12 protein-coding genes are annotated in these 14,253 nt (G+C 40.9%); 8 read left to right on the top strand and 4 right to left on the bottom strand.

The genetic code is table 11. The features are described 5' to 3' along the window. Nucleotides 1-109: 109 nt before the first annotated feature. Nucleotides 110-1,600, top strand: a complete 1,491-nt coding sequence (locus ACPK8D_RS04080) for an SIR2 family protein (RefSeq protein ID WP_424716565.1) — start codon at nt 110-112, stop codon at nt 1,598-1,600. 377 nt (nt 1,601-1,977) lie between these two features. Here the strand turns inward: ACPK8D_RS04080 and glgP are convergent, their stop codons facing one another. Continuing rightward, a complete protein-coding gene (gene glgP / locus ACPK8D_RS04075) occupies nt 1,978-3,654 on the bottom strand; it encodes an alpha-glucan family phosphorylase (protein WP_424716646.1) in 1,677 nt (558 codons plus the stop codon). A gap of 671 nt (nt 3,655-4,325) precedes the next feature. On the opposite strand from glgP, the gene ACPK8D_RS04070 reads away from it, so the two are divergent. Further along, nucleotides 4,326-5,315 (top strand): PAS domain-containing protein, encoded by a 990-nt coding sequence (locus tag ACPK8D_RS04070; protein WP_424716564.1) that lies wholly within the window; start codon nt 4,326-4,328, stop codon nt 5,313-5,315. A 604-nt stretch (nt 5,316-5,919) separates the two neighbouring features. After that, a complete protein-coding gene (locus tag ACPK8D_RS04065) occupies nt 5,920-6,360 on the top strand; it encodes a pyridoxamine 5'-phosphate oxidase family protein (RefSeq protein WP_424716563.1) in 441 nt (146 codons plus the stop codon). A gap of 281 nt (nt 6,361-6,641) precedes the next feature. Here ACPK8D_RS04065 and ACPK8D_RS04060 read toward each other — a convergent pair whose 3' ends face one another. Next, nucleotides 6,642-7,391, bottom strand: coding sequence for a fasciclin domain-containing protein (locus ACPK8D_RS04060; RefSeq protein WP_424716562.1), 750 nt, complete (start codon nt 7,389-7,391; stop codon nt 6,642-6,644). A gap of 27 nt (nt 7,392-7,418) precedes the next feature. On the opposite strand from ACPK8D_RS04060, the gene ACPK8D_RS04055 reads away from it, so the two are divergent. Next, nucleotides 7,419-7,721, top strand: a complete 303-nt coding sequence (locus ACPK8D_RS04055) for a hypothetical protein (protein WP_424716561.1) — start codon at nt 7,419-7,421, stop codon at nt 7,719-7,721. Between the two features lie 11 nt (nt 7,722-7,732). Here the strand turns inward: ACPK8D_RS04055 and ACPK8D_RS04050 are convergent, their stop codons facing one another. Then, nucleotides 7,733-8,347: a nucleoside deaminase gene (locus ACPK8D_RS04050; RefSeq protein ID WP_424716560.1), complete on the bottom strand. Its 615-nt coding sequence runs from the start codon at nt 8,345-8,347 to the stop codon at nt 7,733-7,735. Nucleotides 8,348-8,490: 143 nt separating this feature from the next. On the opposite strand from ACPK8D_RS04050, the gene ACPK8D_RS04045 reads away from it, so the two are divergent. The 4 genes from ACPK8D_RS04045 (at nt 8,491) to ACPK8D_RS04030 (ending at nt 13,027) form a co-directional block, all read left to right on the top strand. Next, nucleotides 8,491-8,895, top strand: coding sequence for a pyridoxamine 5'-phosphate oxidase family protein (locus ACPK8D_RS04045; protein ID WP_424716559.1), 405 nt, complete (start codon nt 8,491-8,493; stop codon nt 8,893-8,895). Between the two features lie 91 nt (nt 8,896-8,986). After that, on the top strand, nt 8,987-9,226 hold the full coding sequence (locus tag ACPK8D_RS04040; RefSeq protein WP_424716645.1) for a hypothetical protein: 240 nt from the start codon (nt 8,987-8,989) through the stop codon (nt 9,224-9,226). Nucleotides 9,227-9,782: 556 nt separating this feature from the next. Beyond that, nucleotides 9,783-10,634, top strand: coding sequence for a DUF1638 domain-containing protein (locus ACPK8D_RS04035; protein ID WP_424716558.1), 852 nt, complete (start codon nt 9,783-9,785; stop codon nt 10,632-10,634). A gap of 203 nt (nt 10,635-10,837) precedes the next feature. Beyond that, entirely contained in the window at nt 10,838-13,027 is a 2,190-nt protein-coding gene (locus tag ACPK8D_RS04030) for a CHASE4 domain-containing protein (protein ID WP_424716557.1), read from the top strand. Between the two features lie 168 nt (nt 13,028-13,195). Here the strand turns inward: ACPK8D_RS04030 and ACPK8D_RS04025 are convergent, their stop codons facing one another. Then, entirely contained in the window at nt 13,196-13,852 is a 657-nt protein-coding gene (locus ACPK8D_RS04025) for a YkgJ family cysteine cluster protein (RefSeq protein ID WP_424716556.1), read from the bottom strand. Nucleotides 13,853-14,253 lie beyond the last annotated feature (401 nt).

The raw sequence follows: 14,253 nt of genomic DNA, 5'->3' as shown, positions 1-14,253 counted from the left end.
AGAGATTAAACATACTATAATTGAGTTGAAAGTTAAATTTTGTATTTCTTCTCGAAAAAAGATGAAGTACTCTATATTGATATCAAATCTTTAACAAGAAGAAATTATCATGGTCATAGAATCCATTTCAGAAAGCGTTTTTATTCGTGAGTTTGTTCATGAGCTCCATAATAAAAATGTGGCTGTCTTTGCTGGTGCAGGACTTTCCAAAAACGCTGGGTATGCAGACTGGAAAGGTTTGCTAAAAGACATTATTAATGATCTCGGACTGGACCCGGATGAAGATCATGAATTGAATTTGATTACGATTGCACAATATCATTGTAATCAAGCAGGTGGTAACCGATCACAGCTTACACAACTGATCTTAGATTATTTTAGCCAAACAAAAAATCCAACTCAAAATCATAAAATTTTGGCACAGTTGCCAATTCAAACATATTGGACTACAAACTATGATAAACTTATTGAAACTGCGCTGATTGAAGCTAAAAAGGTTCCAGACATTAAATATACATTGAAACAACTTTCGGTCACACGGCCCGACCGTGACGTTGTAGTTTATAAAATGCACGGCGATGTTGATCATCCTTATGATGTGGTGATTTTAAAAGATGATTATGAATCTTATCCACTCAAAATGTCTCCTTTTATTTCCGCCCTCAGAGGGGACCTTATTGAGAAGACGTTTTTGTTTTTAGGATTTAGTTTTAAAGATCCAAACATCGATTATATTCTTAGTAGAGTCCGAGCACTGTACGAAAATCATCAAAGAAGGCACTATTTTATTCAACGAAAAGTTTCTAAGTCAGTAAATGAAACTGACGAATCGTTTAAGCATCGTGAACTAAAGCAACAGTATTTTATTCGCGACTTGAAACGTTTTAATATTCAGACTGTTCTAGTAAATGAATACGAAGATATCACTGAGTTACTCATGAAAATTGCTAAGACTTATAAGCTCTCTTCAATCTTTATTTCAGGTGCAGCTGAAGTATATGGAAACTTATCTTCAATAGATGCGCGATCATTTCTTTACGAATTAAGCAAGCAGGTAGCCTTGAATAAAAACCAGAATAATATGAATTGTAATAATAATACGAACCGTATCATCACTGGTTTTGGACTTGGTGTAGGAGATGCCGTTATAAATAGTGTGCTTGCTTATTTGAACGATGCAGGGAAAAAAATTTCTGAAGAAGATATAGTAATGCGCCCGTTTCCACAATTTACAACAGATGGAATAAGCCTTGCAGATCAAAGGACTAAATATCGAAAGTCTATGATTGAGCAAGCTGGAATTGCTATTTTCGTTTATGGAAACAAGCTTGATTCTGCAAATAATATTGTCCTATCTGATGGAATGAGGCAGGAATTTGATTTATGCGTTCAAGATGGAGTTCTACCGCTTCCCATTGGAGCTACAGGATACATGGCTGAGGATATATGGAAAGAAGTTTGGAACAACTTTGAGATTTTTTATCCAAATGCCTCTCCAAGATTTAAAGGTAATTTTGAGAAGCTTGGTGACAAATGCCTAACTACTTCAGACTTGGTATCTACAATTCTAGATCTTATTCAAGATATACAGCAGGGTTAGTAATGTCAAAAAGGTTGTAATGATTGAGTGTATAGATAAACATAGAGTTGTGCTTTTCCGCATTACCTATTACCTCAACCTTTAATGCGAGAACTACAATAGAACCCCAAATACCTTCTCAAACAGATCCTGAATCCTTCTGACCGGTAGAGAACCCCTAGCAAATCCAAAGAGAAACCCTTCCAGAAGCACTTTTACCTTCTTTTTCTCCGGCCTGCCAGCTTCCGCCCGCTGGCTGAAATCAAAATTTTATTCAATCAACCCTTCGAAAGCTGTCAGATCCACGAAATAAAAAATTGCCAGCCTTGAATGATGATATTGGGTTCAGGGGATAAAATCCGAACCCATATACTCCTGTGACTTCTAACAGTAATTGTTTACAGGTAGGCATGTGTTACATAACGCCGCATCATCCTGTGGCAGTTGAAATAATAGGCTATCATGCCAATGGAATTGTTGATTAGCTTAACCCACTCGTCCCTGCGCCCGTAGTACATGGGGACGATGATGTAATACAGCTTATTGTAAAGGTCGCTGAGTTCGGCGGCTTTCGCTTCTTCTTCAGAGAGGTTTTCTTCGGGCTGAGGGCCTATTGCCCAGCCGGTCACGCCTTCGATCCAGCCTTCGATCCACCAGCCGTCAAGCACGCTGAGGTTCACGACCCCGTTGTGGGCAGCTTTCATGCCGCTTGTGCCGGAGGCTTCGTAGGGGCGGGTTGGGGTATTGAGCCAGATATCGACCCCGGATACCATTTTTGCGGCGAGATCCATATCGTAGTTTTCGAGAAAGGCAATTTTTATATCTTCCCTGAGGATTTCTATGTTTTTGAAGATCTCCCTGATAAGCTCTTTGCCGGCTTCGTCACGCGGATGGGCTTTGCCTGCAAAAATAAGCTGGATCTTGCCCCGTTTGTTTATTTTTTTGAGCATTTCGAGGTCTGACAGGATTAATGTTGCGCGCTTATATGCGGTCATGCGCCGCGCAAAGCCGATTGTCAGAGTGTCGTAGTCCATGCCCACGCCTGTCCTTTTATTCACCTCATCGATCAGGGCTTTTTTTGCATTCCAGTGAGCTTCCCAGATTTCGCTGTCCGGGATTCCGTCTATCCTTACCAGAAGTTCAGGTTCATTTGCCCAGCCTGGCAGGTAGCGGTCATACAGGTTCCTGAAATAAGGGGAAGTCCAGGTATAGGAGTGGACGCCGTTTGTGATCGCCTGGATTTTATAACCGGGGAAGAGTTCGCTTGAGATCCGGCTGTGCCTCTTCGTGACCCCGTTGACATAATTCGACAGGTTAAGGGCAAAAAGACTTGTATTGAAGCGGTCGGCTCCTCCGAATCTTCTGAGGATATCCACATCGTTTCGGTCCTGAATAAGGTCTTCGACAAGCCCGTAGTCAAACTTATCATGCCCGGCTTCTACCGGGGTATGCGTGGTAAAAATGCAGAGGTCCTTCACTTTCACAGGGTCGGTGCCGTTACGCCTCAGGAGTTCCAGGGCGAGCAGGCTTGAGTGCCCTTCGTTCATATGATACTTTCTGACCTTGCAGCCCAGGATCTCAAGCATCCGAACTCCCCCTATCCCGAGTACGATTTCTTGCTTTAGCCTGTAGCGCTGGTCTCCCCCATAGAGAGAATCCGTAATTCTGCGGTCTTCCCAATCGTTCCCCTCGAGATCGGTATCAAGGAAAATAATGGGTACGCTGCCTCCTGTAAGGCTTTTACAATTATACAGCCAGGCCCGGATTTTAACCTCCCGGTTCTGGATTTTCACACTTACCTGTTCTGCGAAAAGCGTCATGAAGCGGGCAGGATTCCACTCTTCGGTATGCTCTACCTGGTTTCCGGAAGGGTCAAGAATCTGCCTGAAATAGCCTTTATTGCTTACCAGCGTTACCGCTACCAGCGGAATGTTGAGGTCCGCAGCCGAGCGAATAGTATCACCCGCAAGTATGCCCAGCCCTCCTGCATAAGTAGGGATTTCACTGTTAAGCCCTATTTCCATAGAAAAATAAGCAATCCTCTGTCCTTTCAATACTCCCTGAAGGTCGTCGATATTCTCAAGCTCCTCTACTTTTATTTTTTATATGGGTTTGTCTAAAAATATATCTTCGGTTATATATCAAATCGACCTTGAGAATTAATTTAAAAAAATAACTCATTCATTAAAAACCTGATTTATTCTTCCGGCCGGCAAAATAGAGGGCTTTTCCAGAGCCTTAGAAAAAGAAGAAAGTCAGGAAAAAAGAAAAAGTCCGGGAAAGAGAAAAAGTTCGAGGAAGAGAAAAAGTCCGGGAAGAGAAAAAGTCCGAGGAAGAGAAAAAGTCCGGGAAAGAGAAATAAGTTTGAGAAAAAGAAACCGGCATTAAGTGAGCTGGCTGTTTCTACAAGACGCTGTGGTTTCCGAACTTATGAGAAACTGGCAGGAAAGAAGTATGAATGCGTTCTTAAAGAAGCCTGCAAGTTATAGTTTTACCCTTTAAAAATCACTGAATCGGAATCCCATTTATATATTTTTCCCTCCGGCTATTTCCAGTTCGTATATTTCGTATAATTTAACCTCCTGACAGATTCTAACTTTCAAGTCTCTGCATTCTGATACCTTCCAGGATTCAAATCACAAGCTTTTTAATTTATTGCGTACTTCTATGTTTACAAGCAAAAAATGTAAATACATGAAATTTTCTCATAGCTTTCTGTAAAAGATTTTTATTTACGGAGAATAAAATGTTCAAAGCAGTTTCGAACTCGGCAAAGAATGGGAACGGCAGGCAAAAAGCCTGTAAATACCTGAACGAGATAGCTTTATGCAACGCTCTGGAGATGGCAAAAGAGCTGATCTCAGTGATAAATAAAGTTCCTGTGACAGTCTTCCTCTGGAGGCCGGAAAAGTACTGGCCTGCCGAGTTTGTCTCTGAAAATATAAAGAAATTCGGATATACTGTAGAAGAATTTACGTCCGGAAGACTTCTGTACGGCAATATTGTGCACCCTGACGACCTGGAAAGAGTTGAAAGAGAACTCTTAAGAAGGATCGAGGAAGATTATGTGGATTTTTCCCAGGAGTACCGCATCCTGACGAAATCTGGGGAAGTACGCTGGGTTGATGAAAGGACTTTCATTGAAGCCGATGAGAACGGGGTTGTAAAATATCTTAAGGGAATAATTCTGGATGTCACGGAGCGGAAGAGGAAAGAAAAACTGCTCTACATTCAGAGGGACCTTGGCATTGCCCTAAGCACTTCCAGCTGCCTGAGCGAGACCCTTGAGAAATTGCTGGATTCCTGCCTTCAAATAGATGAAATCAACGCCGGAGGCATTTATCTTATCGATGAAGAGACAGGAGATATGACGCTTGCCGTTCACCGCGGGCTTTCACCTAATTTTGTCGAACATGGCTCCCATTACAGTGCGAATTCCCCGAATGCCAGACTTGTTATGATAGGGCAGCCTGTTTACAAACAGCATGTAGATCTTCTCCTTACCGCGAGAGATGATGCACTCAGGCACGAAAATCTAAGGGCCGCCGCAATCATTCCCGTAAAATCAGGGAAAGAAATCATTGCAGTTTTTTATCTTGCCTCAAGCTTTGAGTACGAGCTTCCGGATAGCGTGCGCACCGTTATTGAAACCATTGCAATGCAGTTCGGAGTCTTCATCTCCCGGGTCCGCCTGGAAGAGAAACTAAAAGAATGTATAAAGAAGAGAAAGTCTTAAATAGGAATTACTTTTCTTTCTATTCTTTTTTTGATTACTCTTTATTTTTTTTAATAGTTTTTAATACTTTTTTTAATGGTTTTTAATTTTTTTAATGGTTTTTAATCCTTTTTTAATTGGCTTTAGTCCTTTTTTAGTTGGCCTTTAATTCTTTTTAATTACCCTTCAGTTTTTTAAATTATTCTCGGAAAAGGAGATCGGTTTGTTCGGTTAAGGAAAGGAAAAAACTCCAAAAGATGTACCTTGTGGCAGCACAGGCCTATCAGGTATTTTTCTCTCAGTCGAGATTTCTATCTTTCTGATTTACTCCGGGGAAAAATCGCGCGGCTACAGCATAGATATTCCCGCTGACTGCAGATATAAGTAAAATTTATAAATTTTGTCCCTCTAAACTGTATGGGGGAAAGATGGGATAAATTGAGTTTTCCCTTTTTAGATTCCAGGACCGGAAACTTATTACAGGACTGGAAAACTGATCAGGGATTGGTAAATTATACCACAGGTTTGGAATAACTGTCAGGAATTTACAGTGTCCTGGCAGATCCGGTGTAAGAATCCAATCCGACGAATTTTAATTGAAAGTTATAAAATTTTGGTGGGGACTATGGCAGAAGAGCTTAAAGATAAGATTTACGAATATCTTTCAAACCATTACTACCTGAACCTTGCAACCGTAAGCCCGCAGGGCAGACCAATGGCCCATACAATGGCATATGTATCCGAAGGCGCAGTTGTATATATGGCAACCAATCAGAATACGCGAAAAGTCCAGAATATTATGCAGAATCCGTACGTTGCATATACTGTTGATGAGGATGACCCCGATTGGTTTGATATGCAGGCTCTTCAGATTGAAGGCAAGGCATCGATAATTGCGGATGAAAAAGAACTGCGAGAAGTTGGGGAAATCCTGGTAGCCAAATTTCCGATTGCTGCAGATATGCCACCTGATCCGGATAGTATCATGATAAAAATTGAGCCGGAAGTTATCTATTATCTGGATTACAGCGTTAAGTTCGGGTACAGGGAGCAGGTGAATCCCTGAGACCTGTATTTTAATTTTTGGCAAAAATCTGTGCTCAAGATAATAGATCTGGACTTTAATATGTCTGGACTTTAATATGGTCTCTTTTCACTCTTGAGAGGGGTCTTAAACTCTTCGAATGCGACCATCTTGAAGTTTGTCAGCAACAAAACGGAATAAAGGCTTTACTGGAAAAACAGAATAGAAGCTAACTGGCAGGACGAACATTTAATAAGTAAAGTAAAAAAGAAGTGAAAGAAGCAAATTAACGTAATCTTTGCTTCTATTCCGGGTTTTTATTTTCAGATTCCTGGTGGAATCAGTACTTTATCAACTCCGTGGATAACTCCATTATCTGCAGTGATATCAGGCTCTATGACGGTTGCACTTCCTACCATCACCTGTCCTCCGGCTGTGGCATTCACAGTGAGCTCTCCGGCCTCCAGGGAAGTAAGAGAATTCATGTTTTCAAGAGCTGAAGCCATGTATTCCCCGTCGGCCACGTGATAGGTCAGCACACGGTTCAGTTTCTCCTTATCATTACGAAGGTCGTCAAGCGTGCCTTCTGGAAGGCTCTCAAAGGCCAGGTCGCTGGGAGCGAAAACAGTGTATGGCCCCCCGTTATTAAGAGTGTCTTCAAGCCCTGCATCCCTTACGAGTGAAGCAAAGGTAGCATATCCTGCCCCTTCCGCAGCCTGAACAATTGTCTGATTATTATCCGGGATCTGGTTTTCAACGGAGGTTTCATTGTCCTGGCCCGGCTCCTCTTCACCCGGGATTATGCCTTCTTCCCCTCCAATCAGGGAGCTTTCCTCCTGGCCTGGCATTAACCCTTCCCCAGAGTCTCCACCTTCCGGTTCCGTAACTTCTTCCGTTGCATCAGGAGTTACACCTTCTACGGGAGTTGCATCCTCTACGGGAGTTACCCCTTCTCCTTCCCCGGTATCGGTCTCATTGTCCTGATCATTTTCCGCACAGCCGGAAATAAATAATATTCCTGCTAAAAGTAAAACTACGAGAATTCCAGATTTCCTAATATCTCTTCCCCCCAAATATATATTTAAAAGATATACTTTATGATGAAATTTTCATACCACAATATATGTTCTCTTTATATAATCCTATCTGTTTTTGCAGAGAAACATTCGTCAAAAAAAGGTAATGATGCCGCTAAAAAGTTAATTCTAATGCTACCGAATCAGGCTAATGTCCGATCATTAAGCGGTTTAAAAGCCTGGGATAGGCTTAGAAAAGCCCTGCTTATGCGGGTTACAGGCAGTAGCTATTTATTTGCAGGAAATTCGGAAGTTGAAAATGCTGATTTGCCATATCTTAAACAAAAAGTATCGTTTGTCTTTCGTAATCCAGCTGCACAATTTTAAGAAGATGAGGCTTACATGCGGCGTTTTCTCAGGATCTCAAGAAGCTCATTTGCATTGATAAGCATGATCTCAGTTGCAGCATTAGAAAGCTCTGTAGAACAGCGGGCTTTTGTGAAAAGCTGTGGGCCTGAGAGCTCCTTCCAGAGAGGAGGCAGCAGGGAAATTGCATTTACCATCCCGCCAATAGGGTCAGGAGAGACGTAAAAGACTCTATTTATGCCGGCAGAGATCAGCCTTGTCAGGCACATTGGGCAGGATTCCATTGATGTATAAAGAGTATATGCTTTTAAGGTGGTGATTTGCGGATTTTCTTCTTCAAAACTGTTTACGGTTACCATCTCTGCATGCAGGTCGCTCCTGAAATAAGGGGAATATACAAGGTTGTGGCCCATAGCTGCAAGCTTGCCGTCTGCCCCTACCAGAATACTCCCAACTCCGTAATTCCCGGAATCTACGGATTTCAGCGCAAGAATATCCGTAAGCCAGGCATACGGATCATCCGGATGCCCGGGAAGAAAATTATATTTTTGCAGCCAGCTCTTCCAGTTAATAACGTTTTCGTTTTGAGATCCAATTTTTTCAAGGATTCCTGTCCCCAGACTCCTTATATCATCAGTAAGACTCAAGATTTCCACCGGTTTTATTTAAAAAGTTTTAATTAACCTTTTTTCCCTGAAGGTTATTAAAATACACAAATCCGACCTTCAATACACAATTCTGACGCTTAAATATATAAATTTATACCGCAACCATCTTGGTGGTGATTACCATGGTAAAATTAAACGAAGAGATGAAAAGCGCTTTTTCAAAAGTAAAGATCTTTCCCGTAGCTACGGCCTCAAAATCAGGAATTCCCAATGTAGTGCCGATAGGGTTCTGCCAGCTTGTAGATGACGAAACGATCTGGATTGCGGATAATTTCATGGATAAATCCCTGGCAAACCTTGAAGAAAACCCGAATGTGGCAATCTATGTATGGGGGCCGGACACAGGCGGCTGCTTCCAGATAAAAGGTGAAACCGAGATTATCAGTTCCGGAGAAAAATTTGAAAAAATGAAAGCAATTGTGCATGCCGCAAAACCCGGACTCCCTGCAAAGAACCTTATAGAAGTCAGGATTAGCGAAGTATTCCAGTGCGCTCCCGGCCCTGGCGCAGGAAAGAAATTGCTCTGATCGAATTAAATTGTTTCTTGTTAGCACGATATCTGGATAAGCACCCATAAGTATCCGGACAAGAGAATATCTTATGGCTGGAAGTGTCGAAATGGTTGAAAATAAGGGGAAACCCCCTGTTTTTTGTGAAAAGTTCTGTATAGTCTGCAAGGGTGCAAGAGAGGGAAACCAAATTTGCAAGACTATCCAGAACATTGAATTGAAAATCTTCGGGAAAAACGGCTGCATCTGGGGAGCAGCAAGGACAAAGTATTACGGAGTCACTCCTGATAAAAAACTCCCTGGAAATTCAAGAAAAAATAAACAAAAACAGACTGGTAAAAAGAAATAAAGAATAAGAAAGAAGAAATTAACGATGCTATAAAGTGCTATAAATGCTATAAATGCTATAATATACCAGATATCTTACAGTAGCAAATTCAGAGAATATGGTACTGAAAATAAAATAGAAATAACTGAACCATTTATAGCTGAACAGTTGGTAAAGGAATCATTTATAGAACAGCCTGTAAACATTATAGAACAGTCTGTAAACATTTATAGAACAGTCTGTAAAGAGATCATTTATAACTAATTTATTTAATATGATATTGCCATAAAGAGAAATGAGAAGAACAGAATCGAGAAGAAACAGGTACTCATTCTTTCCTGTCCGCACTTATTCTCTTTTGTGGTTTTTTCAGTAATTTCCCTGATTTAGCTATTGCTTTTTATTTGTGAATGCTGGCGGTTCTTTCATATATTTCCTGAATCAAATCTGCCACTTCCCCCGATTTTACTGTACAATGATTAACCATAAAGATTTATTACGAAGAAAGATTCCAGAAATAAAGATTTACGAAGAAGAGTTCCAGAAGTAAGAATTTACGAGGAAGGACATCCGAAGTATGCCTGTAATGAGCATTATTGCCTGCGGAATGCTCGAAGACGAGCTTGTACATGTATTATCAAAAGACCGCGAGCTAAAGCAGCTAATAGTCGTGGAAAACCGGGACAGCTCAGGGTTCCTTCGTAAGCTCAGATTAAGGAATTGCACCCCAAGGGCAGTTTTTCTGGATCGGGTCCCAATGCTCCTGCAAGACCGACACAGCCCTGCTTTCAGAGCTTCTTCAAAGCTTCTCTCATGCTTTCCGTTATTCAAAAAGTTTTGCAGGAAAAGGGAACTCGGGGAAGAGATAAGTGTTGTTGTGAATCTGTTAAGCCTGGGCCTGCATGCCGATCTTGAGATTCTGAAGGCAGAGGTGTACAGAAATATCCGTGAGATGGCTCCCTTCTCGGATAGGATCCTGATTTTTTACGGCACCTGTGGGCACGCGCTTGGAAAACTGGAGGAGGACCTTGCAGATCTCGGATGTCCGCTTTTTTTCCTTAAAGATAAAAACGGGGAAACTATAGAAGACTGCATAAGTTTAGCACTCGGAGGAAACGAAGCCTATGCCAGAGCCATGGCCGAATTCCAGGGCATGGGAACAATCTATCTGACCCCTATGTGGGCTTCGAGCTGGAAACGGCTGGAAAATGAAACCGGGAGCCGGGACTTCAATAAGCATTACCTGAAAAATCCACTCTATTGCCTCGCTGCAAAAATAGACGGAGGGCTTATGAGCGATCCGGATTTTCATACAAATGTTAAAGAGTTTGCCTCTACCTTTGGCATGAAAGTTGTAAACCTTAAAGGAAATGTGGAAATTACCGAACGGTCGTACCTGAAAGCCCGGAATGGTGCAGATAGAAAATAATAAAGAGTCCCGTTTAAATTTTTATTGAAAGCTTGTTTAAATTCATGTTAGCTCTTTCGATAGAAGGGCGGGTGAAACAGGAAGAACAGGCTTTAATTGATCTTAAATTACCTGTAATGACTAAATTTTATATACTTTCTCACCTTTTTAATACCAAATAATATATTACTTTTAAATTCTTTCTAGTAGCTAAATTCTTTGGGGTGTCCAGAATAGATATTAGCAAAAAGGTTCTTTTAATAACCCTGTTAATTTTTGCCGTTCTTACTGCTGCATTTACGCTCACTCATAGCATGCAGCTTTCCAACTTTCTGGAACTTGAACAGGCGGACACACTGGAGAATGTAGAAAGGATACAGAATGCCATCTCAACTCAACAGGGATATCTTAGTTATATAAACCAGGATTGGGCCTGCTGGGATGATACCTACCGTTTTATTGAAGACAGAAACCAGGATTATAGAGATGTAAACCTTCAGAATCAAACTCTTGCCGGAATCAAGGTTAATGTCATGCTTTTTGTAAATGAAGCCGGTTCTGTGGTCTATGCAAAATCAATAGATATTAACACTGCAGAGGAAGTGCCAGTGCCTGAGGACCTTCTTGATCTGATAGAAAACGGAACTCTCCTCACAAAATCAGAAAATGAAAACATAAGCGGTTTTGTTTTGCTCGAAGAAAACCCTATGTTTATTTCGTGCCATCCTATCCTTACAACAGAGTACGAGGGGCCTATCAAAGGCACTTTGATTTTCGGAAAGTATTTTGACAACACCCTCCTGGAATCCTTCGAAGATGCTACCTGTTATTCTCTTTCAATGTATAGAACCGATGAGGAATTACGTGCTGACGCTCAGTCAAAGTTTAAAAACTTTTCCGATTTTCCAGACAAACCTGTTATTGAACCTTACAGCGAAGAGAAAATAGCAGGATACTTTAAATTAGAAGATATTTCAGGCAAGCCTGCGCTTATTATAAGAGCGGATTTTCCAAGAAAACTCTACTCACACGGCAAGAAAACCCTTGAAAACATGTACTTTTTCCTTCTGCTAACTGGTCTCATGACAGGGGTTGGAGTGAAATTTGCACTTGACAAACTATTCGTCTCAAGATTGATAGAAGTTGATGATTTCGTTACCCGGGTCAGGTCGGAAAAGGATCTTTCCAGAAGATTGTATCTTAAAGACAATGATGAACTTTACCGCCTTTCAAAGGAAATAAACGGAATGTTAAATGAAATTTATCTTGCAGAGCAGGAACTAACAGCACAGGAGAGAGAAAAGAAAGTCCTGCTTGACTCCCTGAACGAGCTGGTTATTTTCGTAAATCCCCAGCTTAAGATTATCTGGGCAAACAAGGCTGCCCTTGAATTCATGGAACTGGATCTTGAAAATGCAGTGGGTCTATGCCTTGAAAGTGCCCCTGGCATAAATGGGCCTTTGTCCGATTACCTGCAGTTTGAGCAGATTTTCGTAACAGGCAATAAAAAATCAGGAGAATTTACTTCAATGGACGGCAGGGTCTGGTTTGTTCAGGCGATCCCTGTAACCGAAGAGAATGGAAAGATTATAGGAGTGCTTGAAACCTGTAGAGATATTACGGAAAGAAAAGCCGCAGAAACACTCCTTCAAGAAAAACAAATCGCAGAAGCAGCAAACCGTACCAAAAGCGAGTTTCTGGCAAATATGAGCCATGAACTGAGAACCCCACTTAACTCGATAATAGGATTTTCTGACCTGCTTCACGAACAGGCATACGGCGAATTGAATGAAAAACAGCTAAGATCTGTCGGGAACATCTCAAAGAGCGGAAAGCATCTTCTGAGTCTGATAAATAACATTCTGGATCTTTCTAAAGTAGAAGCCGGTAAACTGGAGCTGAGTTGTAAACAATTTGAGCTTGCCAGTAAGCTTAACATGATAAAGAATCTTGTATCCCCCATAGCCGACCGTAAAAATATTCGAATTGAAATCGACGTTGGTAACGATCTTGCCAGCATCTGTGCAGACGAATCCAGATTCATTCAGATAATGTACAACCTTGTGGATAACGCTATAAAATTCTCCTATGAAAACGGGTTTGTAAAAATCGGAGCAAGGAAAAAAGGAGATATGGTGGAAATAACGGTCAAGGATACAGGAATTGGTATTAAACCCGAGGACCAGAGCAAACTTTTCAAGCCCTTCAGCCAGGTTGATTCCTTTTCGTCCAAACAGTTTCAGGGAACCGGGCTGGGTCTGTCGCTGGTTAAGCAGATTGTCCAGCTACATGGCGGATATGTCTGGTTTAGGAGTTATCCGGGAGAGGGAAGTACCTTTGCTTTTGCAATTCCGATGAAAGGTGATAAAGGCAACAGTGAAGCTACAGGGTTAGATAATAAAGTAAAGGGCTAAAACATAAAAAGCTAAAACATAAAAAGCTAAAATATTAAACAGACTAAATAGAAGACAGGCTAAAGGCAAGCTAAATATAAGACGGCTGAGAAACTAAAATTATTTACTTTGGCCAGCAGCCAGCCCATGCCTCTGCTGTCGCTTGAATTCGATTATGGCAGCGTAAAGTTAAAAAACGGGCTCTTCAATCTTCTGACCAAAATCAATACATAAGCTGGCAGTTTCTATCTCGGCTTTCTGCAAATTCAATAATTCTTCCAGTGAAAAAACCGCATACTTGCTTTTTTCGCGCCTGCATTTTTCCAGTTGATCGTAATCAAAACAGAGATTATCATAGCTAATTACATGCTTTAACCATTCTATCGGGATTAAAAGGTTTGATAAAAGCGGTATAGCGGTTTCAAAATAAAGTCTGCACGCTTTTTTTTTCGATAACTTACACCAATTATCGATTGTAAAATTTATTTTCTCATCTTCAACCGTAAAAACTAAAGGATAGATTTTACAGAATACTGGCTTAAAATTCTGGCACTCGCATACTTCTTCTTCATTTAAAAACGGGCATAACTTTCCTAATTTTAATACCTGTATTGGAGTCCCATCGTCCATTTTTAGAAGGTCCAGGTAACGGATTTTAAACTCCGAAATGCTTATACCCATTTTTCTTGCCATATACTCTTCTTCTCCAGGTAGCAGAGTGCCGATCTTATTATGTTCGCAGGCTCCCCCGCACTCCCTGCAGATATTAAAAGTATTTTCGTTATTGCCACTAAACATTTTGTGGAAGTTTTCATAAATTTGCATGGGTATTTTCTTGAAAATCAACCTGAAAACCTCTGTCATCCAAGATAGGCATATTAAATAATTTTTTATAAGTAATATTTACATTTATGCCCTATCCACATGCTTTTGCCAGGCCCAAAAAATAAGAAGCATATGAGGCTTTAAAATAAAGGCCATAATCAGTTTTCGCCTTCGAAAGATGTATATACTATAAGTTTTTACGATATTTACCAGGTTTTTCAGAATTTGATCTGAAGAAAGAAAATAACCTATCTCGTCCAGAACATTATTTGTATTTTTACGAAAAAAGCCCGTAAGTCGATCCTGTTACAGACTTAGACACTTTTTTTACCCTTAATTCACTAAAAAAGCAAAGAAGTATAATAAAGTTTGTTGTCGGGTGTGAGTGCAGTCAGGTCTAAGGGAGAGGTCTGGACGGATAA

Origin of the sequence: Methanosarcina sp. (assembly GCF_049706645.1) — an archaeon.
Lineage (GTDB): Archaea > Halobacteriota > Methanosarcinia > Methanosarcinales > Methanosarcinaceae > Methanosarcina.
Note: the sequence above shows the minus strand (reverse complement) of the source record. Positions and strands in the feature narration are given on the sequence as shown.

Coding starts and splice junctions, on each gene's coding strand:
- ACPK8D_RS04080 (WP_424716565.1), top strand. CDS start 110: ATGGTCATAGAATCCATTTCAGAAAGCGTTTTTATTCGTGAGTTTGTT.
- ACPK8D_RS04070 (WP_424716564.1), top strand. CDS start 4,326: ATGTTCAAAGCAGTTTCGAACTCGGCAAAGAATGGGAACGGCAGGCAA.
- ACPK8D_RS04065 (WP_424716563.1), top strand. CDS start 5,920: ATGGCAGAAGAGCTTAAAGATAAGATTTACGAATATCTTTCAAACCAT.
- ACPK8D_RS04055 (WP_424716561.1), top strand. CDS start 7,419: ATGAAATTTTCATACCACAATATATGTTCTCTTTATATAATCCTATCT.
- ACPK8D_RS04045 (WP_424716559.1), top strand. CDS start 8,491: ATGGTAAAATTAAACGAAGAGATGAAAAGCGCTTTTTCAAAAGTAAAG.
- ACPK8D_RS04040 (WP_424716645.1), top strand. CDS start 8,987: ATGGTTGAAAATAAGGGGAAACCCCCTGTTTTTTGTGAAAAGTTCTGT.
- ACPK8D_RS04035 (WP_424716558.1), top strand. CDS start 9,783: ATGCCTGTAATGAGCATTATTGCCTGCGGAATGCTCGAAGACGAGCTT.